The 24,319-nt window shown below is 61.4% G+C and carries 34 protein-coding genes; all 34 read right to left on the bottom strand.

What is annotated here, in order from left to right:
* Window positions 1–87: 87 nt before the first annotated feature.
* Entirely contained in the window at window positions 88–2,223 is a 2,136-nt protein-coding gene (locus M3P36_RS11815; protein WP_249703756.1) for a prolyl oligopeptidase family serine peptidase, read from the bottom strand.
* 81 nt (window positions 2,224–2,304) lie between these two features.
* Entirely contained in the window at window positions 2,305–2,724 is a 420-nt protein-coding gene (rplQ, locus tag M3P36_RS11810) for a 50S ribosomal protein L17 (RefSeq protein ID WP_249703754.1), read from the bottom strand.
* Between the two features lie 86 nt (window positions 2,725–2,810).
* Window positions 2,811–3,866, bottom strand: coding sequence for a DNA-directed RNA polymerase subunit alpha (locus tag M3P36_RS11805; protein WP_249703752.1), 1,056 nt, complete (start codon window positions 3,864–3,866; stop codon window positions 2,811–2,813).
* Window positions 3,867–3,988: 122 nt separating this feature from the next.
* Window positions 3,989–4,378 carry a 30S ribosomal protein S11 gene (gene rpsK, locus M3P36_RS11800; protein ID WP_249703750.1) on the bottom strand — a complete coding sequence of 130 codons (390 nt, stop codon included), beginning with the start codon at window positions 4,376–4,378 and terminating at the stop codon, window positions 3,989–3,991.
* A gap of 46 nt (window positions 4,379–4,424) precedes the next feature.
* Complete coding sequence (gene rpsM, locus M3P36_RS11795) at window positions 4,425–4,793, bottom strand: 30S ribosomal protein S13 (RefSeq protein ID WP_249703748.1); 369 nt, start codon at window positions 4,791–4,793, stop codon at window positions 4,425–4,427.
* Window positions 4,794–5,120: 327 nt separating this feature from the next.
* Window positions 5,121–5,771, bottom strand: coding sequence for an adenylate kinase (locus tag M3P36_RS11790; protein ID WP_249703746.1), 651 nt, complete (start codon window positions 5,769–5,771; stop codon window positions 5,121–5,123).
* A gap of 55 nt (window positions 5,772–5,826) precedes the next feature.
* Complete coding sequence (gene secY, locus M3P36_RS11785) at window positions 5,827–7,191, bottom strand: preprotein translocase subunit SecY (protein ID WP_249703744.1); 1,365 nt, start codon at window positions 7,189–7,191, stop codon at window positions 5,827–5,829.
* Window positions 7,192–7,331: 140 nt separating this feature from the next.
* Window positions 7,332–7,859, bottom strand: coding sequence for a 50S ribosomal protein L15 (gene rplO, locus M3P36_RS11780; RefSeq protein ID WP_249703742.1), 528 nt, complete (start codon window positions 7,857–7,859; stop codon window positions 7,332–7,334).
* A 104-nt stretch (window positions 7,860–7,963) separates the two neighbouring features.
* Window positions 7,964–8,140, bottom strand: a complete 177-nt coding sequence (gene rpmD, locus M3P36_RS11775; protein ID WP_249703741.1) for a 50S ribosomal protein L30 — start codon at window positions 8,138–8,140, stop codon at window positions 7,964–7,966.
* Window positions 8,141–8,145: 5 nt separating this feature from the next.
* Window positions 8,146–8,964 carry a 30S ribosomal protein S5 gene (rpsE, locus tag M3P36_RS11770; RefSeq protein ID WP_249703739.1) on the bottom strand — a complete coding sequence of 273 codons (819 nt, stop codon included), beginning with the start codon at window positions 8,962–8,964 and terminating at the stop codon, window positions 8,146–8,148.
* Entirely contained in the window at window positions 8,964–9,308 is a 345-nt protein-coding gene (gene rplR / locus M3P36_RS11765; protein WP_249703737.1) for a 50S ribosomal protein L18, read from the bottom strand. Before rplR ends, rpsE begins: the two co-directional genes overlap by 1 nt.
* A gap of 1 nt (window position 9,309) precedes the next feature.
* Window positions 9,310–9,843, bottom strand: coding sequence for a 50S ribosomal protein L6 (gene rplF, locus M3P36_RS11760; RefSeq protein ID WP_249703735.1), 534 nt, complete (start codon window positions 9,841–9,843; stop codon window positions 9,310–9,312).
* Complete coding sequence (rpsH, locus tag M3P36_RS11755; protein ID WP_249703733.1) at window positions 9,843–10,238, bottom strand: 30S ribosomal protein S8; 396 nt, start codon at window positions 10,236–10,238, stop codon at window positions 9,843–9,845. Before rpsH ends, rplF begins: the two co-directional genes overlap by 1 nt.
* An 11-nt stretch (window positions 10,239–10,249) precedes the next feature.
* Window positions 10,250–10,555 (bottom strand): 30S ribosomal protein S14, encoded by a 306-nt coding sequence (gene rpsN, locus M3P36_RS11750; RefSeq protein ID WP_249703732.1) that lies wholly within the window; start codon window positions 10,553–10,555, stop codon window positions 10,250–10,252.
* A gap of 24 nt (window positions 10,556–10,579) precedes the next feature.
* Window positions 10,580–11,140: a 50S ribosomal protein L5 gene (gene rplE / locus M3P36_RS11745; RefSeq protein ID WP_249703983.1), complete on the bottom strand. Its 561-nt coding sequence runs from the start codon at window positions 11,138–11,140 to the stop codon at window positions 10,580–10,582.
* A gap of 19 nt (window positions 11,141–11,159) precedes the next feature.
* Complete coding sequence (rplX, locus tag M3P36_RS11740) at window positions 11,160–11,480, bottom strand: 50S ribosomal protein L24 (RefSeq protein WP_249703730.1); 321 nt, start codon at window positions 11,478–11,480, stop codon at window positions 11,160–11,162.
* Window positions 11,480–11,848 carry a 50S ribosomal protein L14 gene (gene rplN / locus M3P36_RS11735; RefSeq protein WP_249703728.1) on the bottom strand — a complete coding sequence of 123 codons (369 nt, stop codon included), beginning with the start codon at window positions 11,846–11,848 and terminating at the stop codon, window positions 11,480–11,482. The genes rplX and rplN overlap by 1 nt, the downstream gene beginning before the upstream one ends.
* Before the next feature lie 89 nt (window positions 11,849–11,937).
* Complete coding sequence (gene rpsQ / locus M3P36_RS11730) at window positions 11,938–12,228, bottom strand: 30S ribosomal protein S17 (protein ID WP_249703726.1); 291 nt, start codon at window positions 12,226–12,228, stop codon at window positions 11,938–11,940.
* 11 nt (window positions 12,229–12,239) lie between these two features.
* The gene (gene rpmC, locus M3P36_RS11725) at window positions 12,240–12,461 is read right to left on the bottom strand and encodes a 50S ribosomal protein L29 (RefSeq protein WP_249703724.1); all 222 of its coding nucleotides are present in this window, start codon (window positions 12,459–12,461) and stop codon (window positions 12,240–12,242) included.
* On the bottom strand, window positions 12,458–12,892 hold the full coding sequence (gene rplP / locus M3P36_RS11720) for a 50S ribosomal protein L16 (RefSeq protein WP_249703722.1): 435 nt from the start codon (window positions 12,890–12,892) through the stop codon (window positions 12,458–12,460). The genes rpmC and rplP overlap by 4 nt, the downstream gene beginning before the upstream one ends.
* A gap of 15 nt (window positions 12,893–12,907) precedes the next feature.
* Complete coding sequence (gene rpsC / locus M3P36_RS11715; RefSeq protein WP_249703720.1) at window positions 12,908–13,603, bottom strand: 30S ribosomal protein S3; 696 nt, start codon at window positions 13,601–13,603, stop codon at window positions 12,908–12,910.
* A 3-nt stretch (window positions 13,604–13,606) separates the two neighbouring features.
* The gene (gene rplV / locus M3P36_RS11710) at window positions 13,607–13,996 is read right to left on the bottom strand and encodes a 50S ribosomal protein L22 (RefSeq protein ID WP_249703718.1); all 390 of its coding nucleotides are present in this window, start codon (window positions 13,994–13,996) and stop codon (window positions 13,607–13,609) included.
* Window positions 13,996–14,271, bottom strand: a complete 276-nt coding sequence (rpsS, locus tag M3P36_RS11705) for a 30S ribosomal protein S19 (protein WP_249703716.1) — start codon at window positions 14,269–14,271, stop codon at window positions 13,996–13,998. The genes rplV and rpsS overlap by 1 nt, the downstream gene beginning before the upstream one ends.
* 6 nt (window positions 14,272–14,277) lie before the next feature.
* On the bottom strand, window positions 14,278–15,114 hold the full coding sequence (rplB, locus tag M3P36_RS11700; RefSeq protein ID WP_249703713.1) for a 50S ribosomal protein L2: 837 nt from the start codon (window positions 15,112–15,114) through the stop codon (window positions 14,278–14,280).
* Window positions 15,115–15,118: 4 nt separating this feature from the next.
* Window positions 15,119–15,430 (bottom strand): 50S ribosomal protein L23, encoded by a 312-nt coding sequence (locus M3P36_RS11695; protein ID WP_249703711.1) that lies wholly within the window; start codon window positions 15,428–15,430, stop codon window positions 15,119–15,121.
* Window positions 15,423–16,046 carry a 50S ribosomal protein L4 gene (gene rplD, locus M3P36_RS11690; RefSeq protein WP_249703709.1) on the bottom strand — a complete coding sequence of 208 codons (624 nt, stop codon included), beginning with the start codon at window positions 16,044–16,046 and terminating at the stop codon, window positions 15,423–15,425. The genes M3P36_RS11695 and rplD overlap by 8 nt, the downstream gene beginning before the upstream one ends.
* Window positions 16,047–16,048: 2 nt before the next feature.
* Window positions 16,049–16,933: a 50S ribosomal protein L3 gene (rplC, locus tag M3P36_RS11685; RefSeq protein WP_249703707.1), complete on the bottom strand. Its 885-nt coding sequence runs from the start codon at window positions 16,931–16,933 to the stop codon at window positions 16,049–16,051.
* A 253-nt stretch (window positions 16,934–17,186) separates the two neighbouring features.
* On the bottom strand, window positions 17,187–17,498 hold the full coding sequence (gene rpsJ / locus M3P36_RS11680; protein ID WP_249703705.1) for a 30S ribosomal protein S10: 312 nt from the start codon (window positions 17,496–17,498) through the stop codon (window positions 17,187–17,189).
* A 165-nt stretch (window positions 17,499–17,663) separates the two neighbouring features.
* Window positions 17,664–18,854, bottom strand: a complete 1,191-nt coding sequence (gene tuf, locus M3P36_RS11675) for an elongation factor Tu (protein WP_249703703.1) — start codon at window positions 18,852–18,854, stop codon at window positions 17,664–17,666.
* 93 nt (window positions 18,855–18,947) lie between these two features.
* On the bottom strand, window positions 18,948–21,020 hold the full coding sequence (gene fusA, locus M3P36_RS11670) for an elongation factor G (protein ID WP_249703701.1): 2,073 nt from the start codon (window positions 21,018–21,020) through the stop codon (window positions 18,948–18,950).
* 129 nt (window positions 21,021–21,149) lie between these two features.
* Window positions 21,150–21,620 (bottom strand): 30S ribosomal protein S7, encoded by a 471-nt coding sequence (rpsG, locus tag M3P36_RS11665; RefSeq protein ID WP_249703699.1) that lies wholly within the window; start codon window positions 21,618–21,620, stop codon window positions 21,150–21,152.
* Between the two features lie 183 nt (window positions 21,621–21,803).
* Window positions 21,804–22,175, bottom strand: a complete 372-nt coding sequence (gene rpsL / locus M3P36_RS11660; RefSeq protein ID WP_249703697.1) for a 30S ribosomal protein S12 — start codon at window positions 22,173–22,175, stop codon at window positions 21,804–21,806.
* Between the two features lie 450 nt (window positions 22,176–22,625).
* A complete protein-coding gene (locus M3P36_RS11655) occupies window positions 22,626–22,943 on the bottom strand; it encodes a hypothetical protein (protein WP_249703695.1) in 318 nt (105 codons plus the stop codon).
* A gap of 342 nt (window positions 22,944–23,285) precedes the next feature.
* A partial coding sequence (locus tag M3P36_RS11650) for an ATP-dependent nuclease (RefSeq protein WP_249703694.1) occupies window positions 23,286–24,319 on the bottom strand: 1,034 nt, incomplete at its 5' end.

Below are 24,319 nucleotides of genomic sequence, written 5' to 3'. Positions count from 1 at the left end.
GGAGTTCTAACCGAGTCGGCGTGAGATGAGCCTGAACTTGCCGGTTAGGAAACGTTCAGAAATAGAGCTCGTTTCATGAACGGTCACTCAGGGGGCCTGCAAACCGGTCCAGCGGGCCAGAAAGCTCATTACATCAGCCGCCTCGGCAATGGCCTTGTCAGTCGGCTTTCCCGATCCGTGGCCCGCGCGGGTTTCGATCCGGATGAGTTGCGGCCGATCGCCAAGCCCCGCCGCCTGCAAGGCAGCGGTGTACTTGAAGCTGTGCCCAGGAACCACGCGATCATCGGTATCTGCCGTGGTCACCAGCAAGGCGGGATAGTCCACGCCGGGCCGGATATTGTGCAGCGGGGAATAGCCACGCAGGATCCGCCAGTCTTCCTCGCGATCAGGATAGCCATAGTCGTCCACCCAGTACCGCCCGGCGGTCCAGCGGTCGAACCGCAACATGTCCATCACCCCGACAGAGGCATTTCCGGCAGCAAACAGGTCTGGCCGCTGGTTGGCCACGGCACCCACCAGTAGCCCGCCGTTGGAGCCGCCCTGGATCGCCAGGCCATCCGCCGGTGTAATGCCCTCGGCGATGAGAAATTCCCCCGCCGCGATGAAATCGTCGAACACGTTCTGCTTGTTCGCCCGCCTGCCGCCATCGTGCCACGCCTTGCCATATTCACCTCCGCCGCGGATATTGGCGACGACATAGGCGCCGCCCGCCTCGACCCAGGCAATCCTGCTGGCCGAGAACCCGGGGGTGAGCGAGATGTCGAACCCGCCATAGCCGTAGAGCAGCGTCGGCACTGCCGCGCCGGCATCGGCCAGATCGCGTCGCCGCATGATGAACATCGGCACCCGCGTGCCATCCTTGCTGGCAAAGAACCGCTGCTCGACCACGAAGCGCTCGGGATCGAAGGCAAGATCGGCTTCAGCGAAGGTCGTGCGCTCGCCGCTGGCCATGTCCCAGCGGTACACGGTCGGCGGGCGGTTGAAGCTGGTGAAGGAATAGAACGCCTCGGCCTTGCCCGGCTCGCCCGAGAAGCCGCCGACGGAGCCGATGCCCGCCAGTTCGACTTCGCCCGCAGGAGTGCCTTCGAGAGTGAACAGGCTGACGGCAGAGCTTGCATCGCGCAGGTAGGACAGCACCAGGCGGTCGCCCACCACCGAAGCCCCGCTGATCGGCTGCTCGCGCTCGGCCACCAGTTCGGTCCATGCCGGTGAGACCGAGTCGAGATCAATCGTCAGTGCCCGGTAGCGCGGCGCATCCTTGTTGGTGACCACGAACAGGCGGCCACCGATCCCTTCGACCACGCTCCACGAGTTGTCGAACCCGGTCACCAGCTCGCGCGCCTGCCAACCCTGCGCGGCGCGCGCAGCAAGGTCGATCGCGCGCACTTCGTAACGCGCATCGGTGCCGATCGACGAGGTGATGATCGCCCAGCGCCCGTCATGCGTCACCCCGGCAGTGTGGTTCTGCTCCGGATGGCCGGGCGTGGCATAGACCAGTTCGTCAGCCGATTGCGGTGTGCCGATGCGGTGGAAGTACACCGCCTGGTTATAGTTGAGTGCCTGAAAATCTTCTCCTTCGGCCGGTTCCGGGAAGCGCGAATAGAGGAAGCCCTCCTCTCCTACCCAGGCAAGCGAGGTGAACTTGGCCCAGCGGATCTCCTCACCCAGCGGTTCCCCGCTGGCAACATCGAGCACCCGCAGGATGCGCCAGTCGCTGCCACCATCCTGCACGCTGTAGAGCAGCTTCGAGCCATCGGGCGAAGGCCGCCAGCTGTCGAGGGCGGTCGCGCCATCCTGCGCCCAGGCATTGGGATCGATCAGCAGGCGCGCCTCGCCTTCCAGGCTGTCACGCACATAGAGCGGGCTCTGGTTCTGCAGGCCGGTGTTGTGGGTGTAGAAATAGCGCCCGCCGCGCTCGTAGGGCGTGGAATAGCGCGCAAAGTCGAAGATCTCGCCGATGCGCCGGTTGAACCATGGGCGGGCAGGCAATTGCGCCAGGTAGGCGTCGGTGACCGCATTCTGCTGTGCCACCCACTGGGCTACCTCGGGGCTATTGCGGACATCGTCCTCCAGCCAGCGATAGGGATCTGCCACCTCCTCGCCGAACAGGGTTTCGACGGTCGGGCCGCGGTGGGTTTCAGGATATCGGGGAGCTGTCATGTCCTGCGCGATAGCAGGAGCGGCGGTGAGGGCAAAGGCGGCAACAGTAGCGGCAAGACGCATCGGGGCTCCGGAATCGCAAAAGGGCGGTTGCAATCGTTACAATTGCAACCGCCCTTTGGAAAGTTCCGGATTAACCGGAGCTTATGCGTCTTCGTAATCGTCCGCAGTCATGACCGGGCCCGAATCCTGGCCCTTGGCGCTCTCGTCGCGATCGACCAGTTCGATCACCGCGATGGGGGCAGCGTCCGATGCGCGGTAGCCGGCCTTGATGATGCGGGTGTAGCCACCTTCACGATCCGCATAACGCGAGGCCAGCACGTCGAACAGCTTGGTCAGCTGCGCATCGTCCAGCATCCGGGAGTGGGCCAGGCGACGGTTCGACAGGCCGCCACGCTTGGCCAGCGTGATCAGCTTTTCGACATAGGGGCGCAGTTCCTTGGCCTTGGCCGTGGTCGTGGTGATCTGCTCGTGCTTGATCAGCGCAGCAGCCATGTTGCGAAACATGGCCGTGCGGTGGCCCGACTTGCGGCTCAGTTTGCGGCCTGAATGTCCGTGACGCATATTCTATACTCCGTTCGAAAGGGGCCCGTACGAGGTAGCCCGGTGCAGGCCGGAAGAAGGGGTCCGGCCCATGCCCCGATTATGGATTAACCCAGCAGCTCTTGCTCGAGCTTCTTGGCCATTTCCTCGATGTTTTCCGGCGGCCATCCGGGGATGTCCATGCCGAGGCGCAGACCCATGCTGGACAGCACTTCCTTGATCTCGTTGAGCGACTTGCGGCCGAAGTTCGGAGTGCGCAGCATCTCGGCTTCGGTCTTCTGGACCAGGTCGCCAATATAGATGATGTTGTCGTTCTTGAGGCAGTTGGCCGAACGCACCGACAGTTCCAGTTCGTCCACCTTCTTGAGGAGGTAGCGGTTGAGCTGGTTAGTGTCCGATTCCTGCGGCTCGGCGGCAAGGCCGATCATCGTGCCGACCGGCTGCGGGATGCCGTCGTCAAAGTGGACGAACAGGGTCAGCTGGTCCTGCAGGATGCGCGCGGCATAGGCAACGGCATCTTCCGGGGTCACCGTGCCATCGGTCTCGACCGTCAGGCTCAGCTTGTCGAAGTCCAGTTCCTGACCGACGCGGGCGTTCTCGACCTTGTAACTGACCTGCTTGATCGGCGAGTACAGCGAATCCACCGGGATCAGGCCGATCGGCGCATCGACCGGACGGTTCGACACGGCGGGAACGTAGCCCTTGCCGGTATCGGCGGTCAGTTCCATGTTGAGGGTCGCGCCCTCGTCCAGGTGGCAGATCAGCAGGTCGGGGTTCAGCACCTCGATATCGCCGGTCACGGCAATGTCGCCGGCCTTCACATCGGCCGGGCCGGTAGCCGAAAGCTGCAGGCGCTTGGGGCCCTCGCCTTCCATCTTGAGAGCGATCTGCTTCACGTTGAGCACGATGTCGGTCACATCCTCGCGCACACCGGCGAGGCTGGAGAATTCGTGCAGTACGTTTTCGATCTTGATCGAGGTGATGGCGGCACCCTGCAGGCTGGACAGCAGCACGCGGCGCAGCGAGTTGCCGAGCGTCAGGCCATAGCCACGCTCGAGCGGTTCAGCCACGAAGGTGGCCTTGCGCTTCTTGTCGCCGCCTTCCTTGATTTCGAGGCTGTTGGGCTTCTTGAGTTCCTGCCAGTTCTTGATGTTGACGGACATGGACTTCCCCTAAAGGTTTGTTTTGGCGGCAACGGCCGCGGGACGCTTGAAGCGCCGCGGCCGATGCAAATGACTTGTTGCGAAACCGGCGAGCTCTCTACCGGTTTCGCGAAAGACTTCGATCAGACGCGGCGGCGCTTTGATGGCCGCACACCGTTGTGCGGAATCGGCGTGACGTCGCGGATCGAAGTGATTGTGAAACCCACTGCGGCCAAAGCCCGCAGCGCGCTTTCACGACCCGAACCCGGGCCCTTGATCTCGACTTCGATGGTCCGGACGCCGTGTTCGGCGGCCTTCTTGCCAGCGTCGTCCGCAGCCACCTGGGCGGCATAGGGAGTGGACTTGCGGCTACCCTTGAAACCCATCGCACCCGCGCTGGACCAGGAAATTGCATTGCCCTGGGCGTCGGTGATGGTGATCATGGTGTTGTTGAAGCTGGCGTTGACGTGCGCAACACCACTTGAAATGTTCTTCTTGTCGCGGCGCCTGATGCGGCCGGGTTCGCGTGCCATGGTTCGTATTCCTTAAAAGTCAGCGAGAAGGGAAAAGCGAAAAAGCTTACTTCTTCTTGCCGGCAATCGGCTTGGCCTTACCCTTGCGGGTACGGGCGTTGGTGTGGGTGCGCTGGCCGCGAACGGGCAGGCCCTTGCGGTGACGCAGGCCGCGATAGCAGGCCAGGTCCATCAGGCGCTTGATGTTCATCGCGGTATCGCGACGAAGATCGCCTTCCACGGTGTAATCGGCGTCGATGGCTTCACGGATCTGCAGAACTTCGGCGTCGGACAGGTCCTGCACGCGTCGGCTGGGATCGATGCCGAGCTTGTCGGCGATCTTCTTGGCCGTGGTCGGGCCGATACCGTGAATGTAGGTCAGCGCCACGATAACGCGCTTGTTGGTGGGGATATTTACCCCGGCAATACGAGCCACTTGTTTCTCCTGCTCCACAGGGGCAAGCCTGAAGGCGGCCCCCATCTCATAGCGATAGGTTCAAACACGCAAAACCGGTAACCGATGCCAGAACGACAAGAAGCCCGGATGGCGCGCTTGGATGGCTGCCGCCTGCCGGACCGGTTTCCGATTGAACGAGTTAGGGGGCCGTAAGGTGATTCGGTCCCATCGTCAAGCACGCAGAAGAGCCGCGGGAAAAATCCCTGGCTCTGGCGGGCGACTTCTTATGGAATGGTCTTTAACCCTTTCCGGCGCTCAGGTCAAAAGTTACCGTATCGCCCGCTGTCGATCGGCCCTGCGCGATAGTCAATCGGACTGCATGACCTTGTCGATGGCCCGGGTCACCAGGCCGATTTCCGCCATGCCATCGACGCGGGCAACCAGGTCGCGCGCGTCGTAATAGGGCAGGATCGGCGCGGTCTTGGCGCGGTATTCGGCCATGCGGGTGCGCACGGTGTCCTCGTTGTCGTCAGGCCGGCGCTTGAATTCGGTGCTGCCGCAGCGATCGCACTCGCCGTCGACCTTGGGCAGTTTGAACTGGTCGTGATAGCCCTCGCCGCAATTGGCGCAGGTGAAGCGGCCGGTGATGCGCTCGACCAGCGCATCCTCGTTCACGCTCAATTCGATCACATGGTCGAGCTGGCGGCCATGCTTGGCGAGCAGCCCGTCCAGCGAAACTGCCTGGGCCTCCGTGCGAGGATAGCCGTCGAAAATCGCCCCGGTTTCAGGGGGCATGGCGGCCAGCTCGGCGTCGATAAGGTCGGACACGATCTCGTCCGAGACGAGCTGGCCTGCCTCCATCACGGCCTTGGCGCGCTGGCCGACCGGCGTCTGCGCCTTGACGGCAGCGCGCAGCATGTCGCCGGTGGACAGCTGGCGCATGCCGTACTTGTCTACAAGCAGGCCCGACTGGGTGCCCTTGCCCGCACCGGGCGGCCCGAGAAGAATGATGTTCATCGCCATTGTTCTTCTCCCCCTTGGGCAGGTCCGCAAGCCGGACCGCCCGCGCCTGTTAGCGCATGCGGCCCTTCAGCTTGGCCTTCTTTATCAGGTCGCCATACTGGTGCGCGAGCAAGTGGCCCTGGATCTGGCTGATCGTATCGATCGTCACGTTCACCACGATCAGCAGGCTGGTGCCGCCGAGGAACAGGGTGAAGCCGGTGTTGCGCAGCAGGTATTCCGGCAGGACACAGACCAGTGTGAGGTAAATCGCGCCGACCACGGTGATGCGGGTGAGCACATAGTCGAGATAGTCGGCAGTGCGCTTTCCCGGACGGATGCCGGGAATGAACCCGCCATTCTTCTTCAGGTTCTCCGCCGTATCTTCCGGATTGAACACCACGGCGGTGTAGAAGAAGCAGAAGAAGATGATGCCGATGGCATAGAGCGACAGATAGATCACCTGCCCCGGCGCGAGATACTGGTTCAGCGTCTGGATCACGCTGTAGAACGTGCTATCCGTGGTGACCGAATTGCCAGCGAACTGGGCTATGGTCAGCGGCAGCAGCAGCAGCGAGCTGGCAAAGATCGGCGGGATCACGCCGGCGGTGTTCAACTTCAGCGGCAGGTGCGAGCGGTCGGCCTGCATGCCCCCGCCCTGCGTGGCGCGCTTGGGATACTGGATCAGCAGGCGCCGCTGGGCTCGCTCCATGAAGCAGATGACCAGGATCAGGATGATGACCATGGCAATAACGCCGATCACCGTGCCGTTGCCGATCGAGCCTTCCGAATAGCCGCTGAACAGGTTGCCGGTGAACGTGGGGAACTGGGCCACGATGCCCGCCATGATGATCAGCGAGACGCCATTGCCAATGCCGCGACTGGTGATCTGCTCACCCAGCCACAACAGGAACATGGTGCCGCCGATCAGGCTGATCACCGCGCCCACCTTGAACATCAGGCCCGGTGCAACAACCGCCTGCAGGCCACTTTGCGCGCCATAGGCCTCAAGCCCCGAGGCCAGGAACCAGCCCTGGATCGCGCACAGCAGCACGGTGCCATAGCGGGTGTACTGGTTGAGCTTCTTGCGTCCGGCCTCGCCTTCCTTCTTGATCGCCATCAGCGTGGGATGAAGCGAGGCAGCCAGCTGGATGACGATCGAGGCGGTGATGTAGGGCATCACCCCCATGGCAATCAGGCTCATCCGTTCGAGCGAGCCACCCGAGAAGGTGTTGAACAGGTCGAGGATGCCGCCGCGCGTCTGGTCGTAGAGCGTTTCCAGGATCAACGGATTCACGCCCGGCAGCGGGATGAAGCTGAGGAAGCGGAACACGATCAGCGCACCGATGGTGAACCAGATACGCTGGCGCAGCTCGGTAGCCTTGCCGAAGTTGGAAAAGCTCAGCGAGCTGGCGATGTTGTCGGCGCGTGATGCCATTGGTCTAGTTTCGCCCTGATATCGATCCCGGGTGTCGGGACGCCGGAGGTCCGGCAATCACGGTCATGTAGGGTGCGCCGGGCCGAATGTCGAACCCGGCGCAGGGCAAAAAATGCACCCGTCCCCCAAATACCACAAACCTACTTCTTCTTGGACGCCGCCTTGTTCACTTCGCGGCGGGCCGTCTTCTTTTCGTGCTCGCTCGGCTGAGCTGCGGGCAGTTCGACTGAACCGCCGGCCTTTTCCACCGCAGCGCGGGCACCGGCCGAAACGCCATCGACCTTGAAGGTCAGCTTGGCCGAGAATTCACCCTTGCCCAGCAGGCGCACGCCATCCTTGCCGCCGCGAGCCACCCCGGCCGCCTGGAGCGCCGCATGGTCGATCACGGCCTTGGCATCCAGCTTGCCGGCATCGACCAGCTTCTGCACCATGCCCAGGTTGACCTCGGCAAAGTCCTTGCCGAACGGGTTGTTGAAGCCGCGCTTCGGCAGGCGCATGTGGAGCGGCATCTGGCCACCTTCGAAGCCCTTGATGGCCACGCCCGAACGGCTCTTCTGGCCCTTCATGCCGCGGCCGGCGGTCTTGCCCTTGCCCGAGCCGATGCCACGGCCGACGCGCATGCGCTCCTTGCGGGCGCCTTCGTTGTCACGGATGTCGTTGAGTTTCATGTGTTGCACTCGCTTTCGCTTTGTTCGCGCCAAAATGTGAAGTGGCCCGGTACTAGCCCGGGCCACCATAAGTCAATTGCCCAATAGCCTTGCAGCCGCGGCTGTCAGTCGACGATCGCCACCATATGCGGCAGCTTGCGCAGCGCACCGCGCACTTCGGGGGTGTCTTCCAGTTCGACCACCTTGTTCATCTTGTTCAGGCCCAGGCCGATCAGCATCTGGCGCTGGACCTTGGGGCGACGGATCGGCGAACCGATCTGCTTGATCTTGATCTTGCCCATTGTCGTTACTCCGCAATCGCTTCAGCGGCGGCCTCGGCCTCCACTGCGCTCGCGCCGCCACGACCCAGCAGGTCGGCAACCTTCTTGCCGCGACGCTGTGCGACCGACTTCGGCGAAGTCTGCTCGCCCAGTGCCTCGAAGGTGGCGCGGATCATGTTGTAGGGGTTCGACGTGCCGATCGACTTGGTCACCACGTCGGCAACGCCAAGGCTTTCGAACACGGCGCGCATCGGACCGCCGGCGATGATGCCGGTGCCCGGAGGAGCCGAACGCACGTTAACCAGTCCGGCGCCGAAGTGGCCCTTGCCGTCATGGTGGAGCGTGCGGCCTTCCTTGAGCGGAACGCGGATCATCTTCTTCTTGGCCGCCGAAGTGGCCTTGTTGATCGCTTCCGGCACTTCGCGGGCCTTGCCGTGGCCGAAGCCGACGCGGCCCTTGCCGTCACCCACCACGACCAGCGCGGCGAAACCGAAGCGCTTGCCGCCCTTCACCGTCTTGGACACGCGGTTGATGTGGACCAGCTTTTCGATCAGTTCTTCGCCACCGTCATCGTCACGGCCGCCACGGCCGCCACGATCGTCACGGCCACGACCGCCACCACGGTTGCGATCACCACCGCCACCGGGGCCGCCGCGATCGTTGCCGCCACGACCACGGCCACCACGGCCACGCGACTGCTCGGGAGCAGTCGTCGCCTCCACCGCAGGAGCATCGCTGCCCTGGGTTTCGCTGCTGGCGGGGAAGTTGCCGGCCGAACCAGTGCTTTCCGGTGCAATGCTGCCCGGGGTCGCGTTTTCGGGGTTTGTGTTTTCGTCAGCCATCATCAGAACTCCAGCCCGCCTTCGCGGGCGGCATCGGCCAGCGCCTTGACGCGGCCATGGAACAGGAACCCGCCGCGATCGAACACGACTGTGGTCACGCCAGCCTTGGTGGCGGCAGCGGCGATGTCCTTGCCCACCTTGGCAGCGGCATCGACATTGGCACCCGAGGTCTTGTCACCCAGGGTGGACGCAGCGGCTACGGTGCGGCCATCCTTGTCATCGATGATCTGCGCATAGATGTGCCGACCGGTGCGGTGCACCGACAAGCGGGGCTTGCCACCAGCGCGAGCGCGGAGCGCGGTACGAACGCGGCGACGGCGACGTTCAAAGAGAGAGAGCTTTGCCATCTTACTTCTTCTTCCCTTCCTTGCGGAAGATATACTCGCCGCGATAGGCCACACCCTTGCCCTTGTAGGGCTCGGGCTTGCGCCATTCGCGAATCTCGGCAGCGAACTGCCCGACCTTCTGCTTGTCGATCCCGCTGATCTCGATCGTGGTCTGGTCCGGGGTCTTCACCTCCAGGCCTTCCGGCACGTCGAGATCGACATCGTGGCTGAACCCGAGCTGCAACTTGATCTTGCTGCCCTGTGTCGATGCACGATAGCCGACGCCCTTGATGTCCAGCACCTTGGTGAAGCCGTTGGAAACGCCTTCCACCAGGTTGGCCACCAGCGTGCGCTGCATGCCCCAGTAGGCACGCGCCTGCTTGGTGTCGTTGGCCGGCTTCACGACGATTTCCTCGCCTTCCACCTTGTAGTCGATCAGGTCCGACAGGCCGAGCGTCAGGGTGCCCTTCGGCCCCTTAACGCTGAGCGTGCCGTTATCGATGCTGGCAGAAACCCCGTTGGGGATCGCTACAGCCTTCTTGCCGATGCGGCTCATCAGAACACCTCCGCCAGCACTTCGCCACCGACGTTCTGCTGGCGGGCTTCCGCATCGGAAAGCACGCCGCGCGGCGTCGAGACGATCGAGATGCCAAGGCCATTGCGGATCGTCGGCAGTTCCTTCGAACCCGAATAGACGCGGCGGCCAGGCTTGGAGACGCGGGCGACGAACTTGATCGCCGGCTCGCCTTCGAAATACTTCAGTTCGATCCGCAGCGCCTTGTGCTGGCCCGAATTGTCCTCGGAATAGCCACGGATGTAGCCTTCGCGCTGGAGCACTTCGAGAACGTTCGCACGCAGCTTGCTGGCAGGCGAAAGGACGGAATCCTTCTTCGCCTGCTGGCCGTTGCGGATGCGGGTGAGCATGTCACCCAGGGGATCGGTCATAGCCATCGTTCAGGTCCTCACCAGCTCGACTTGGTCACGCCCGGGATCATGCCATGGTTGGCAAGATCGCGGAGTTCGATGCGACAAAGGCCGAACTTGCGGTAATAGCCGCGCGGGCGGCCGGTGGTGGCACAGCGGTTGCGCACGCGGGTGGGATTCCCGTTGCGCGGGATTTCCGCCAGCTTCAGGCGAGCGATCAGGCGCTCGGTCTCGTCGAGCGACTTGTCGTCGGCAACGGCCTTAAGCTTCGCGTACTTTGCCGCGTACTTCTTGACGAGCTTCTTGCGACGCTCATTCTTGTTGATGGAACTCAGTTTCGCCATTGGACTTAAGCTCTCCTCGGCCGCTTATGCGGCAGCCTTTTCTTCAGCGGCTTCTTCAGCCGGGAACGGGAAACCGAACAGGCGCAGCAGCTCGCGCGCTTCCTCGTCGGTCTTGGCGGTGGTGGTGACAATGATATCCATGCCCCGCACCTTTTCGATCTTGTCGTAGCTGATCTCGGGGAAGATGATCTGCTCCTTCAGGCCCATGGCATAGTTGCCATTGCCGTCGAAGCTCTTCGGATTCAGCCCCCGAAAGTCGCGGATGCGCGGCATGGCGATCGTCACCAGGCGGTCGAGGAACTCGAACATGCGGTCACGGCGCAAGGTCACCTTGCAACCGATCGGCATGCCTTCACGCAGCTTGAACTGCGCGATCGACTTCTTGGCAATCGTAATGACCGGCTTCTGGCCAGCAATCAGTGCCATTTCCTCGGCGGCGGTCTGGACCTTCTTCTTGTCCTGGCTCGCCTCACCGACACCCATGTTGATGACGATCTTCGTCAGCTTGGGCACTTCGAGCGCGTTCTTGTAACCGAACTTCTCGGTCATCGCCGCAACGATACGCTCGTTGTACTGCGCCTTCATGCGCGGCGTGTAAGTTGCATCAGCCACTGATAGTCTCCCCGGACTTGACGGCAACCCGGACCTTCTTGCCATCACGCTCTTCGAAGCGGACGCGGGTCGGCTTGCCGTCCTTGGGATCGGCAATGGCAACCTTGGAGATCGCCATCGGAGCGGGGGCACGATCAATGCCGCCCTGCGGATTAGCCTGGCTCGGCTTGCGGTGACGGGCAGCGACATTCACGCCTTCCACCACGATCTTGCCGTCCTTCGGGAGAACCTTGGACACGGTGCCGGTACGACCCTTGTCCTTGCCCGAAAGCACGACGACACTATCGCCCTTCTTGATCTTTGAAGCGGCCATTACAGCACCTCCGGAGCAAGGCTGATGATCTTCATGAAGCCCTTGGAACGCAGTTCGCGCACCACCGGCCCGAAGATACGGGTGCCGATCGGCTCCTCGTTCTTGTTGACCAGCACGGCAGCATTGCTGTCGAAGCGGATCACGCTGCCATCGGCGCGGCGCACGTCCTTGCGGGTACGCACGATCACCGCACGGTGAACGTCACCCTTCTTCACGCGGGCGCGCGGCTGGGCTTCCTTCACGGAAACCACGATCACATCGCCGACAGACGCGGTCCGGCGCTTCGAGCCACCCAGTACCTTGATGCACTGGACGCGCTTGGCGCCGCTGTTGTCCGCGACGTCGAGATTGGATTGCATCTGGATCATTGATCCGTCTTCCTTCTCATTGGCTTGCCGGATCCAGTCCGGCAGTTCCTAACGTCAAGCCCGAACCGGAATGGCGCGGGCAAAATGGCTCAATTCGTCGAAGCCTCGGCATCGAGGTTGGCATCGACTGCCGTCCCCTTGCTGGCTGCCACGCGGTCGATCACGGCCCAGGTCTTGGTCTTCGAGATCGGGCGCGTTTCCTCGATGCGGACGGTATCACCGATGTGATAGGCGTTCGCCTCGTCGTGGGCGTGGTACTTCTTCGAACGACGGATGATCTTCCCGTAAAGCGGGTGCTTCACCTTGCGTTCGACCTTGACGGTCACTGTCTTGTCGGTCTTGTCGGAGGTGACGGTCCCGATCAGGATACGTTTGGGCATCGTTTAGCTCCTCAAGCCTTCACAGCTTCGGCGGCCCGCTGGACCTGAAGCGTCTTGATCCGGGCGATTTCGCGGCGCACTTCCTTGACCCGGGCCGGACGCTCGAGCTGGTTGGTGGCGGCCTGGAACCGCAGGTTGTATGCTTCGCGCTTCAGACCAGTGAGGGTCTCGCTCAGCTGATCGTCGCTCTTGGTGCGAAGATCTTCGATAGTGGTCTTCTTCTGGGCCATCATTCGCCTCCCAGGTGCGAGGTGTCGCCAAGACGGGCAACGACCTTGGTCTTGATCGGCAGCTTCATCGCTGCGCGGCTGAAGGCTTCGGCAGCCAGCGGACCGGGAACGCCGTCGAGTTCGAACAGGATGCGGCCCGGCTTTACGCGAGCAGCCCAATATTCGATCCCGCCCTTGCCCTTGCCCTGGCGGACTTCGGCGGGCTTCTTGGTCACCGGCACGTCCGGGAACACGCGGATCCACAAACGCCCCTGGCGCTTGATGTGGCGCGTGATCGCACGGCGGGCCGCTTCGATCTGGCGCGCGGTGATCCGCTCGGGTTCCAGGGCCTTGAGGCCGTAGGAACCGAAGTTCAGGTCCGAACCGCCCTTGGCAAGACCGTGGATCTTGCCCTTGAAGGTCTTGCGGAACTTGGTCTTTTTCGGTTGCAGCATTGCTCTACCCTACCCTCAGCGAGCCGGCCGGACGCCGGAAGTCTGGGCTTCCATCATCAGGCGGTCCTGGGCCATCGGATCGTGAGCGAAGATCTCGCCCTTGAAGATCCAGCACTTGATGCCGATGATGCCATAGGCGGTCAGCGCCTCGGCTTCGGCATAGTCGACGTTGGCGCGCAGCGTGTGCAGCGGAACCCGGCCTTCGCGGTACTGTTCCACGCGGGCGATTTCAGCACCACCCAGGCGGCCCGAGCACATGATCTTGATGCCTTCGGCACCCAGACGCATGGCGGACTGCATGGCGCGCTTCATCGCCCGGCGGAACGCGACACGGCGGACCAGCTGGTCGGCAATGCCCTGCGCCACGAGCTTGGCATCGACTTCCGGCTTGCGGATCTCGACGATGTTCAGCTTCACCTCGCTGGCAGTCAGCTTGGACAGCTGGCCCCGCAGCTTCTCGATGTCGGCGCCCTTCTTGCCGATGATCACGCCGGGGCGTGCGGCATAGATGGACACGCGGCACAGCTTGGCCGGACGCTCGATCACCACCTTGGAGATGGCGGCCTGCTGCAGGTTCTCGAACACGAACTTGCGGATCGCCAGATCCTCGATCAGCAGCTTGCGGTAATCGGCGCCTTCGCCATACCAGCGGCTGTCCCAGGTGCGGTTGATCTGCAGGCGCAGGCCGATCGGATTGCTTTTATGACCCATCGATCAGGCCTCCCCAGCTTCTTCGGACACTTCGCGAACGACAATCCGCAGCCGGCTGAAGGGCTTGAGGATGCGGGTGGACTTGCCACGGCCGCGCGTTGCGAAACGCTTCATGGTGACGGACTTGCCGACGCTGGCTTCGGCCACGACGAGCGCGTCCACATCCAGGTCGTGGTTGTTTTCCGCGTTGGCGATGGCCGAGGCCAGCACCTTCTTGGCGTCGCGCGCCATGGCCCGCTTGGAGAAAGTCAGGATGTTCAACGCATCCTCGACCTTCCTGCCACGGATCAGTGCGGCCACCAGGTTCAGCTTCTGGGCCGAACCACGGATGGTGGTGCCAACCGACAGCGCCTCGTTATCGGCGACGCGGCGGGGAGCTTTCAGCTTGCCCATTATCGCTTACCCTTCTTGTCGGCAGCATGGCCGGGGAATGTGCGCGTGGGCGCGAATTCACCGAGCTTGTGACCGACCATGTCCTCGGAAACGGACACCGGAATGAACTTGTGACCGTTATAGACGCTGAACGTCAGGCCGACGAAATCGGGCAGCACAGTGGAACGGCGCGACCAGGTCTTGATCGGCTTGGTGTTGCTGGCTTCCTGCGCTTCCTGCGCCTTCTTCAGCAAGTGAAGATCGACGAACGGACCTTTCCAGACGGAACGTGCCATGGCGTCTTACCTCTTCTTCTTGGCGTGGCGCGAACGGATGATGAGCTTGTCCGTCTGCTTGTTGTTGCGGGTCCGGGCGCCCTTGGTGGGCTTGCCCCACGGGGTAACCGGATGGCGACCGCCCGAGGTGCGGCCTTCGCCGCCGCCGTGGGGGTGATCGACCGGGTTCTTGGCGACACCGCGGGTCAGCGGCTTCACGCCCATCCAGCGCTTGCGGCCAGCCTTGCCGAAGTTCTGGTTCTGGTTGTCGGGGTTCGACACCGCGCCAACCGTACCCATGCAATCGGCGCGCAGGTAACGCTGCTCGCCCGAGTTGAGACGCACGATCACCATGCCGCGGTCACGACCGACCAACTGCACATAGGTGCCGGCCGAACGGGCGATCTGGCCGCCCTTGCCCGGCTTCATCTCGACATTGTGGCAGATGGTGCCGACCGGCATCTGGCCGAGCAGCATGGCATTGCCAACCTTGGTGTCGACCTTTTCGCCAGCGACGATGACATCGCCAACGGAGAGGCGGTTCGGCGCCAGGATGTAGTTCAGTTCGCCGTCCTCGTATTTGACGAGAGCGATGAACGCCGTGCGGTTGGGATCGTACTCGATCCGTTCGACCGTGGCCGGCACGTCCCACTTGCGACGCTTGAAGTCGATGAAGCGGTACTTCTGCTTGTGGCCGCCGGCCATGCCGCGCGAAGTGACGTGCCCCTTGTTGTTGCGGCCGCCAGTCTTCTTCTTGCCCTCGGTGAGAGCCTTGACCGGACGACCCTTGTACAGGGCCGACTTGTCAACGAGGACCAGGGCGCGACGCGCGGGGCTGGTGGGGTTGAAATGTTTCAATGCCATCGGATCAGCTCACGCCTTCGGTGATGTCAATCATCTGGCCTTCGGCCAGCGTGACAACCGCCTTCTTGATGTCAGAGCGCTTGTAGGGCTTGCCCTTCCAGCGCTTGCTCTTGCCCTTCTGGACAATCGTGTTCACGCCCGTGACCTTCACATCGTAAAGGGCTTCCACCGCTTCCTTGATCTGCGGCTTGGACGCGGTGTTGGCCACCTTGAACACAACAGCGTTATGTTCCGAAAGCAGGGTCGCCTTCTCGGTGATGTGCGGCGCGACGATCACGTCATAGTGACGGGCGTCGATTGCGGTCTTCTTAGCCATTGAAGCGCGCCTCCAGCTTTTCGACCGCTGCCTTGGTGAGGACCAGCGTATCATGCTTCAGGATGTCGTAGACGTTTGCGCCCACGGCCGGCATCACGTTGACGCCGGGCAGGTTGCCGACTGCGCGGGCGAAGCCGCTGTCAACTGCATCGCCGTCGATCACGAGGACCTTGCCGTTCCAGCCATTCTTGCCGATGGTCAGCGCCAGGGCCTTGGTCTTGGCGTCCTTCATCTCGAGGCTGTCGACCACTACCAGGCCCGAATTGACCTTGCTCGACAAGGCCATCTTGAGGCCGAGTGCACGGACCTTCTTGTTGAGCGACTGGCCGAATTCACGACGACGTGCGCCGTGGGCCTTGCCGCCGCCGATGAAGATCGGGGCTGCGCGGTCGCCGTGACGGGCGGTACCGCCGCCCTTCTGCTTGCCGAAGCGCTTGCCGGTACGGGCCACGTCGGACCGCTCGCGAGTGGCGCGGGCGATGCCGCGACGGTTCTCGAGCTGCCAGGTGACGATGCGGTGCAGGATGTCTGCCCGCGGCTCGACGCCGAAGACGGTATCGCTCAGATCGATATCGCCAGACGCCTTGCCGTCGATTTTCTGGACCTTGACCTTCACGATCAGGACTCCTTGTTCTCACCGTCGGCAGCGCCGTCGGTGGTGGTGTCTTCGCCGACGGCGGGGGTGATGTCATCACCAGCACCGGCCTGCTGTTCCTGAAGCAGTTGTTCCTGCTGCTCGACGCTCACTTCGGGCATGACTTCATGCTCGGCGGCGGCTTCGACCAGGCCGGGGGCAGCTTCTTCATGCTCAGGAAGGGTGGACTTCTTCTCGAGGATCGCGCCGGGGAACGGCAGACCTTCGGGAGCAGGCACCTTGACGCTGTCACGTACCAGCAGCCAGCCGTTCTTCGAGCCGGGCACCGAGCCCTTGACGAAAAGCAGGCCGCGGTCCGCGTCCGTGCGGACGATTTCCAGGTTCTGCTGGGTGCGCTGGCGGTCACCCATGTGGCCGGCCATCTTCTTGTTCTTGAAGACCTTGCCCGGATCCTGGCGCTGGCCGGTCGAACCGTGCGAACGGTGCGAGACCGACACGCCGTGCGATGCACGCAGGCCGCCGAAGTTCCAGCGCTTCATGACGCCGGCAAAACCCTTGCCCTGCGTGTGGCCGGTTACATCGACCATCTGGCCGGCAATGAAATGCTCGGCCGAGATGGTGGAACCGACAGGCAGCAGGCCAGCCTCGTCCGCCACGCGGAACTCGGCAACCTTCTGCTTCAAACCGACTTCAGCCTTGGCGAAAGCTTCGCGCTGCGGCTTGTTAACATTCTTCTGCTTCGCATCACCGGCGCCAACCTGCACCGAGAAATAGCCGTCGCGATCGGCTGTGCGATGGGCAGTGACCTGGCAGCCTTCGAGTGCCAGGACGGTGACGGGCACGTGCCGGCCATCTTCCTGGAACAGGCGGGTCATCCCGACTTTCTTCGCGATCACGCCTGTGCGCATGATCCATACTCCTCGACAGAGGCACCCGAGACCATCCCGGGTGCTTGACCAGCCCAAATTGTAACGCATCGCCCCGTCCGGGCTGGTGTGCCCCCTTCCGTCTGAGGAAAGGAGCGAGACGGGGGACGCGGCCCGGATCAAATCCGGCGGTATCCCGATGTCTTGCACTGCGGTTCAGCAGTGCGGGGCAATCGAGGGCCCCTGAAACTTCCGGCTCGTTTAGGGTCCGAACCGCGGACCTGGAACAAGTGGCTTAGGCCAGCTTGATCTCGACGTTGACGCCAGCAGCCAGATCGAGCTTCATCAGCGCGTCGACCGTCTGGGCGTTCGGCTGCACAATGTCCAGCAGCCGCTTGTAGGTGCGCACCTCGAACTGCTCGCGCGACTTCTTGTCGACGTGCGGACCGCGGTTCACGGTGAACTTCTCGATGTGCGTCGGCAGGGGAATGGGACCACGAATAAGGGCACCCGTGCGACGTGCGGTATCGGCGATTTCACCAGTTGCCTGGTCGAGCACGCGATGGTCGAACGCCTTGAGGCGAATGCGGATATTCTGAGCTTCCATGTCCATACCGATGCGAAAGAGCCACTGGAGCAAACCGGATGAGGCCTGCTGCCAAAAACAAAGAAACGCCCCACCCTGCCGGTCTCCCGGTGAGGGGCGGCCCCCAAAATCGAGATTTAAACGTTCGACCGGCGGGAACGAATCCCCGCCGGTCGCGCGCCTATATTACTTGGTGATCGAGCTGACAACCCCCGAACCGACGGTGCGGCCACCTTCGCGGATAGCGAAGCGGTTGCCCGGGTCCATGGCGATCGGTGCGATCAGCTTCACGCCGATGGTGACGTTGTCGCCCGGCATGACCATCTCGGTGCCTTCCGGCAGGATCACTTCGCCCGTCACGTCGGTCGTGCGGAAGTAGAACTGCGGACGGTAGTTGGCGAAGAACGGCGTGTGACGGCCACCTTCATCCTTCGACAACACGTAAACCTCGGCACTGAACTCGGTGTGCGGCTTGACCGAACCCGGCTTGGCCAGAACCTGGCCACGCTCCACTGCTTCACGGGCGATGCCGCGGATCAGGGCGCCGACGTTGTCACCGGCTTCACCGCGATCGAGCAGCTTGCGGAACATTTCCACGCCGGTCACGACGGTCTTCTGGGTGTCCTTGATGCCGACGATTTCGACTTCGTCACCAACGTTGACGATGCCGGTTTCGATACGGCCGGTCACCACGGTGCCGCGACCCGAGATCGAGAACACGTCTTCGATCGGCATCAGGAAGGGCTTGTCGGTCGGACGCGGGGGCTGCGGGATGAAGTCATCCACGGCTTGCATCAGGGCAACAATCGAATCCTTGCCGATCGCGTCGTCGCGGCCTTCCATCGCCGCCAGGGCCGAACCCTTGACGATGGCGATGTTGTCGCCGTCGAAGTCGTACGAGCTCAGCAGCTCGCGCACTTCGAGTTCAACCAGCTCGAGGATTTCCTCGTCATCGACCTGGTCGACCTTGTTCATGTACACAACCAGGGCCGGCACGCCGACCTGGCGGGCGAGCAGGATGTGCTCGCGGGTCTGCGGCATGGGGCCGTCAGCCGCGTTCACCACCAGGATCGCGCCGTCCATCTGGGCAGCACCGGTGATCATGTTCTTCACATAGTCGGCGTGGCCCGGGCAATCGACGTGGGCGTAGTGGCGGTTGGCGGTTTCATACTCGACGTGGGCGGTCGAGATGGTGATGCCGCGCTCGCGCTCTTCCGGAGCCTTGTCGATGTTGGCGAAATCAACGGCCGCTCCGCCGTTCAGTTCTGCCATGACCTTGGTGATCGCGGCGGTCAGCGTGGTCTTGCCGTGATCGACGTGACCGATGGTGCCGATGTTGCAGTGCGGCTTGTTCCGCTCGAATTTTGCCTTTGCCATTGTTGTAACCTTCTCAAGTTCGAATCTGTTTGCTTCTTTAGATCAGGCGGGCACCCGCTGAATCAGGCGCCGCCCCTAGACGTTGAGCCAGCCTTACGCAAGCTTCTCCTTGACCTCGGCGGCCACGTTGGCCGGCACTTCGTCGTAATGGGAGAAGAACATCGAGTACTGCGCACGGCCCTGAGTGAAAGAGCGCAGCTCGTTCACATAGCCGAACATGTTGGCCAGCGGCACGTGGGCCTCGACCACCTGGGCATTGCCCCGGCTGTCGGTACCTTGGATCATGCCACGACGGCTGTTCAGATCGCCAATCACATCACCCATGTACTCTTCCGGTGTAACCACCTCGACCCGCATGATCGGTTCGAGCAGCTTGATGCCGGCCTTCTGGGCACCTTCGCGCATTGCTGCGCGACCGGCGATTTCGAACGCCAGCGCCGAGGAGTCGACATCGTGGTAGGCGCCGTCATAGAGCTCGATCTCGAAGTCGATGATCGGGAAGCCGACCAGCGAACCGGACGCTGCGGTTTCGCGCATGCCCTTCTCGACCGACGGAATATATTCCTTGGGAATATTGCCGCCCTTGACGTTGTCGTTGAACACGATGCCCGATCCGCGCTCGCCCGGGGTGAGCTTGAACTTCACCCGACCGAACTGGCCCGAACCACCCGACTGCTTCTTGTGGGTGTAGTCGATGTCCACCGGCTTCGCGAGATACTCGCGATAGGCCACCTGCGGCGCACCGACATTGGCCTCGACCTTGAATTCACGACGCATGCGATCGACGATGATGTCGAGGTGAAGCTCGCCCATCCCCTTGATGATCGTCTGTCCACTTTCGTGGTCGGTCGATACGCGGAAGCTGGGATCCTCGGCAGACAGGCGGTTGAGGGCAACGCCCATCTTTTCCTGGTCGGCCTTGGTCTTGGGCTCCACCGACAGCTCGATCACGGGATCGGGGAATTCCATCCGCTCCAGCACGATCGGCTGGCGTTCCGAACATAGGGTATCGCCGGTGGTGGTTTCCTTCATGCCGGCCAGGGCCACGATGTCGCCCGCGAAGGCTTCGTCGATGTCCTTGCGGTCATTGGCGTGCATTTCGAGGATGCGGCCGACCTTCTCCTTCTTGTCCTTCACGGAATTCAGGTAGGTGCCCTTGTTGAGCGTACCCGAATAGATGCGGATGAAGGTCAGGCTGCCGACGAACGGATCGTTCATCACCTTGAAGGCCAGAGCGCTGAACGGAGCATCGTCTTCGGGAGGACGGCTGTCCTTCTCGTCGCTGTCCATCTTCACGCCCTGGACGTCCTCGATGTCGAGCGGCGAGGGCAGGTAGTCGACCACGGCATCGAGCAGGGGCTGTACGCCCTTGTTCTTAAACGCCGAGCCGCAGCATACCGGCACGAAGCTCTGATTGAGCGTGCCCTTGCGGATGAGCTTCTTCAGCGTGGCGACATCGGGCTCGTTACCCTCAAGGTACGCTTCCATCGCGTCATCGTCCTGCTCGACGGCGAGCTCGATGAGGGCATTGCGATATTCCGCTGCCTCGTCGGCCATGTCGGCGGGAATGTCTTCGTAAAAGAACTCGGCGCCAAGGGCCTCGTCCTTCCAGATGATCGCGCGATTGTTGACCAAGTCAACGAGGCCCTTCAGGTCAGCCTCGATGCCAACCGGCAAGTAAAGCACAGCAGGCTTTGCACCAAGACGATCGATGATTGACTGTACGCAATACTTGAAGTTAGCGCCAGTGCGGTCGAGCTTGTTGATGAAGCACATCCGGGGGACGCCGTACTTGTCGGCCTGGCGCCAGACGGTTTCGGACTGGGGTTCAACACCTGCAACTCCGTCGAAACAGGCGACGGCGCCGTCGAGCACGCGCAGGCTCCGTTCGACTTCGATGGTGAAGTCCACGTGGCCGGGCGTATCGATGATGTTGATGCGGTGATCGCCCCAGAAGCAGGTCGTGGCTGCCGAGGTAATGGTGATCCCGCGCTCCTGCTCCTGCTCCATCCAGTCCATCGTCGCGGCACCATCGTGCACTTCGCCGATCTTGTAGGACTTGCCGGTATAGAACAGGATGCGTTCGGTCGTGGTGGTCTTGCCGGCATCGATGTGCGCCATGATGCCGATATTGCGGTAACGCTCCAGCGGATATTCGCGGGCCATTGTCCAATTCCTCGGTTTTCGGAGTGGCGGGCCTGATGCCCTTGCCGCCCCATATAGTAGCAAATGTGACCGCTTGAAGACCGGAGCGACAGGCAATCCGCCCCCGCCCCGGTCATCAAACGAAAGCCCTTACCAGCGGTAGTGGCTGAACGCCCGGTTCGCATCCGCCATGCGGTGCGTATCTTCGCGCTTCTTCACGGCCGAGCCGCGATTGTTGGCCGCATCCATCAGCTCGCCCGACAGGCGCGCCGACATGGTGGTTTCGGCCCGGCCACGCGCGGCCGAGATCAGCCAGCGGATGGCCAGGGCCTGGGCACGCTCGGGGCGAACCTCGACCGGCACCTGGTAGGTGGCACCACCGACGCGGCGCGAACGCACCTCGACGGAAGGCTTGATGTTTTCCAGCGCCGAGTGGAACACTTCCACCGGATTGGTCTTGGCGCGACTCTCGACAGTGGCGAGCGCGCCATAGACGATCTTTTCGGCCACGGCCTTTTTGCCATCCAGCATCAGGTTGTTCATGAACTTGGACAGCACCTCATCACCAAACTGGGGATCAGGCAGGATTTCCCGCTTCTCGGGACGACGACGACGAGACATTCTCGCATTCCTTATCTTGTGCCCTCCTCCCTTACCGTCACCCTGAACTTGTTTCAGGGTCCATCGGGCGGCTGGGAGCAGAGCCTGGAAAATCTAACGCAAACCTCGGTGACAGCGGAGGGATGGATCCTGAACAAATTCGCTCATGGCGAATTTTTCAGGATGACCATGCCCCCGGCATGGTCACTTGGGACGCTTCGCGCCGTACTTCGAACGGCTCTGCTTGCGGTCCTTGACGCCCTGGGTATCCAGCACGCCGCGCAGCACGTGATAACGCACACCGGGAAGGTCGCGCACCTTGCCGCCGCGGATCAGCACAACACTGTGCTCCTGCAGGTTGTGGCCTTCACCCGGGATATAGGCGATGATTTCGCGGCTGTTGGTCAGGCGGATCTTGGCCACCTTGCGCAAAGCCGAGTTCGGCTTCTTCGGCGTGGTGGTATAGACACGGGTGCAAACGCCGCGCTTCTGCGGGTTCTTTTCCATCGCCGGCACCTTGCTCTTCGCCTTCACAGGCGTGCGCGGCTTGCGGACAAGCTGGTTGATAGTAGGCATGTATTCTCTTCACCTTGTTGGTGGTGCCAAAGGCAGCAGGTGAAGGGGAAAAGGGACCATGCCGGTTAGCGCTGGAAAAACCGGACCAACGCCCGCTTTCGTCACCCCGGACTTGATCCGGGGTCCAGCTGACAAGAGAGCCGCCGAAGGCGTCCACTTGCAAAACCAGCACGGAGCCTGAAACACTCCACCTGATGCACAAGGCACCGGGTTACTTTGACGGCCACCCCGAAACTCTCAGCATTCTCCCCCTTCACCGTCACCCCGGATTGTTCCGGAGCCCAGCTTTGGACAGGAGAGCGAAAAAGCAAAAAGGCCCATGCGAATCTTCGCGGGGCCTTCCGGGACAAACCGGCAATGTTCAGCTCTATGCCCGAGAGCGGAGTTAAAGCCGCCTTCGGATGGACGGGCCCTTAGCGGGGTGTGGGGGGTGGGTCAAGGGTTGGAGGATTATTGCGCCTCAAACTTGCCGAACAATGAAACCCAATTAGCGACACGCGCGGCATCGAACGCCTCGATTCCCATGGTTAAAGCGCGCTTCTTTACGGCCCTTGCCACTTCGACCTTCCAGCCATCCTCCAACTCGATGTTCTGAGAAACAGCCCAAGCTTCGATTTGTGGGACAATCGGTTCACCAACCTTCAACACACTCTCAAAAAGCACGTCTGCTTGGCGCTGCCACCTATCAACAACCTGAGCCAAAAGATCAGGAGGAAATAGATCCTCAATTTCCGAATTTTCAAACGGAACGAATGTTGTGGTATTCAATACCCGTTCCTTTGCCTCTTTATACAATCCGTTCCTTAGATCATTCGCCATTTTTTGACCGGCAGCGTCGGAGTAAAAAAAATTACGGGAAGAACTTCATCTCGTCCTGTGAGTATGCTTGCCACTACCATTGCATTCCGCGCCCCATGCGAGGGTGGAAATACAAGTTCCCGACTTGGAGATATTTTTCCTCCCGAGATGAGTAGAGACTTTATAGTCGTAAGATAATGCTGGTCTGAAGGCCCCTCCACTACTATTGGTGTGCATCCGAGCAATAAACTCTCAGCCACGTTCATATTGAGGGCCGAGTATATCGCGTACGTCGCTCCGTTCCTTCGTGGATCATCGTTTCCACGACGAAGGTCTGCGGAGGCCTTTGGTTGATCCGTCCGGCCCAACATATACCTTGCGAGCACGATCAAGGGAATCTGCGTCAACAAGAAATGGCGAATGTGTGGTATAAATAAGTTGGTTAGTTTGCGCCAGATTCTCAAAAAATAAAGACAAATCACGTTGCGCCAGAGGATGCAACGAAAGACCTGGTTCATCTAATAGCAAGATCGCATTACGATGTTCGCCTCGGCTTTCAACGAGGAATACGAGGTAAAAACTTAAGAACCACTGGAGTCCTGTGCTTCTATCCTCCAGTTCAACCTTCTCTGGCCTTTTAGCGTCACTTACCCAAATCCGGAAATGGTCTCCATCCGCCTGGAACTCGAAAATGTAGTCGCCCTGCTTCCACCACTCCCCGAACCTTTTTGTAAGCATAGTTGCCGCTGAATTTAGAAGGATCGTCCGATCACGCTTTTTCGTGGCAATCTCTGCAATCTCTTCCTGTGTCGGAGTCCGTCCCTCCGCCATCGGAAAGTCCTGCCCAAGTTCCAATATCTCTTTAGGTTGCAAGGTGACAAAGTTGAAAAGAACCCTCAGCGTCCGAGCTTTCGCCGCCTCTCGCGCTCCAAGGTCATCTCGCTTAAGGTTTTGCACAACATGCGGGAGGTAAATCTCAGAATCCAAGTTCCCATAGTTCGAATAATAGACAAACTTTGGCAGATTTTCCGCGATTAAATCTTGAATATTCTGAAGATCTTCGGGTGCAGGGGTCTTTAATTTATTTCGCTCGACAAGAAGTTTTTCGCATAATCTATCAATTCTTGGGACCAGAGAGCTAGTAGGCGCAGGCTCAGCTGGCAGCCCCTTCCTGATCCGAGAAATAGCGCCGTCAATGTCGACCACGGTAGCACCATCTGCTTGGCAACACTGGTCGCTAAGAAGCTTTTCCAAGCTCTCTTTCAGATTTCCTTCTTTGGCCAAGCCACTCATCGCAGCTATGTCGGATCTAGCTCCTTCCAAAATCCCCAGATAACTGTCGGCAT

The organism is Altererythrobacter sp. KTW20L (genome assembly GCF_023501975.1).
Taxonomy (GTDB): domain Bacteria; phylum Pseudomonadota; class Alphaproteobacteria; order Sphingomonadales; family Sphingomonadaceae; genus Alteraurantiacibacter.
This window is presented reverse-complemented; position numbering and strand designations above follow the sequence as displayed.

Excerpts from the sequence above, each read along its gene's own strand:
- M3P36_RS11815 (WP_249703756.1), bottom strand. The coding sequence starts at position 2,223 with ATGCGTCTTGCCGCTACTGTTGCCGCCTTTGCCCTCACCGCCGCTCCT.
- rplQ (WP_249703754.1), bottom strand. The coding sequence starts at position 2,724 with ATGCGTCACGGACATTCAGGCCGCAAACTGAGCCGCAAGTCGGGCCAC.
- M3P36_RS11805 (WP_249703752.1), bottom strand. The coding sequence starts at position 3,866 with ATGTCCGTCAACATCAAGAACTGGCAGGAACTCAAGAAGCCCAACAGC.
- rpsK (WP_249703750.1), bottom strand. The coding sequence starts at position 4,378 with ATGGCACGCGAACCCGGCCGCATCAGGCGCCGCGACAAGAAGAACATT.
- M3P36_RS11790 (WP_249703746.1), bottom strand. The coding sequence starts at position 5,771 with ATGAACATCATTCTTCTCGGGCCGCCCGGTGCGGGCAAGGGCACCCAG.
- secY (WP_249703744.1), bottom strand. The coding sequence starts at position 7,191 with ATGGCATCACGCGCCGACAACATCGCCAGCTCGCTGAGCTTTTCCAAC.
- rplO (WP_249703742.1), bottom strand. The coding sequence starts at position 7,859 with ATGAAACTCAACGACATCCGTGACAACGAAGGCGCCCGCAAGGAGCGC.
- rpmD (WP_249703741.1), bottom strand. The coding sequence starts at position 8,140 with ATGGGCAAGATCAAGATCAAGCAGATCGGTTCGCCGATCCGTCGCCCC.
- rpsE (WP_249703739.1), bottom strand. The coding sequence starts at position 8,964 with ATGATGGCTGACGAAAACACAAACCCCGAAAACGCGACCCCGGGCAGC.
- rplR (WP_249703737.1), bottom strand. The coding sequence starts at position 9,308 with ATGGCAAAGCTCTCTCTCTTTGAACGTCGCCGTCGCCGCGTTCGTACC.
- rplF (WP_249703735.1), bottom strand. The coding sequence starts at position 9,843 with ATGAGCCGCATCGGCAAGAAGGCTGTAGCGATCCCCAACGGGGTTTCT.
- rpsH (WP_249703733.1), bottom strand. The coding sequence starts at position 10,238 with ATGGCTATGACCGATCCCCTGGGTGACATGCTCACCCGCATCCGCAAC.
- rpsN (WP_249703732.1), bottom strand. The coding sequence starts at position 10,555 with ATGGCGAAACTGAGTTCCATCAACAAGAATGAGCGTCGCAAGAAGCTC.
- rplE (WP_249703983.1), bottom strand. The coding sequence starts at position 11,140 with ATGAAGGCGCAGTACAACGAGCGTATCGTTGCGGCGATGACCGAGAAG.
- rplX (WP_249703730.1), bottom strand. The coding sequence starts at position 11,480 with ATGGCCGCTTCAAAGATCAAGAAGGGCGATAGTGTCGTCGTGCTTTCG.
- rplN (WP_249703728.1), bottom strand. The coding sequence starts at position 11,848 with ATGATCCAGATGCAATCCAATCTCGACGTCGCGGACAACAGCGGCGCC.
- rpsQ (WP_249703726.1), bottom strand. The coding sequence starts at position 12,228 with ATGCCCAAACGTATCCTGATCGGGACCGTCACCTCCGACAAGACCGAC.
- rpmC (WP_249703724.1), bottom strand. The coding sequence starts at position 12,461 with ATGATGGCCCAGAAGAAGACCACTATCGAAGATCTTCGCACCAAGAGC.
- rplP (WP_249703722.1), bottom strand. The coding sequence starts at position 12,892 with ATGCTGCAACCGAAAAAGACCAAGTTCCGCAAGACCTTCAAGGGCAAG.
- rpsC (WP_249703720.1), bottom strand. The coding sequence starts at position 13,603 with ATGGGTCATAAAAGCAATCCGATCGGCCTGCGCCTGCAGATCAACCGC.
- rplV (WP_249703718.1), bottom strand. The coding sequence starts at position 13,996 with ATGGGCAAGCTGAAAGCTCCCCGCCGCGTCGCCGATAACGAGGCGCTG.
- rpsS (WP_249703716.1), bottom strand. The coding sequence starts at position 14,271 with ATGGCACGTTCCGTCTGGAAAGGTCCGTTCGTCGATCTTCACTTGCTG.
- rplB (WP_249703713.1), bottom strand. The coding sequence starts at position 15,114 with ATGGCATTGAAACATTTCAACCCCACCAGCCCCGCGCGTCGCGCCCTG.
- M3P36_RS11695 (WP_249703711.1), bottom strand. The coding sequence starts at position 15,430 with ATGGCTAAGAAGACCGCAATCGACGCCCGTCACTATGACGTGATCGTC.
- rplC (WP_249703707.1), bottom strand. The coding sequence starts at position 16,933 with ATGCGCACAGGCGTGATCGCGAAGAAAGTCGGGATGACCCGCCTGTTC.
- rpsJ (WP_249703705.1), bottom strand. The coding sequence starts at position 17,498 with ATGGAAGCTCAGAATATCCGCATTCGCCTCAAGGCGTTCGACCATCGC.
- tuf (WP_249703703.1), bottom strand. The coding sequence starts at position 18,854 with ATGGCAAAGGCAAAATTCGAGCGGAACAAGCCGCACTGCAACATCGGC.
- fusA (WP_249703701.1), bottom strand. The coding sequence starts at position 21,020 with ATGGCCCGCGAATATCCGCTGGAGCGTTACCGCAATATCGGCATCATG.
- rpsG (WP_249703699.1), bottom strand. The coding sequence starts at position 21,620 with ATGTCTCGTCGTCGTCGTCCCGAGAAGCGGGAAATCCTGCCTGATCCC.
- rpsL (WP_249703697.1), bottom strand. The coding sequence starts at position 22,175 with ATGCCTACTATCAACCAGCTTGTCCGCAAGCCGCGCACGCCTGTGAAG.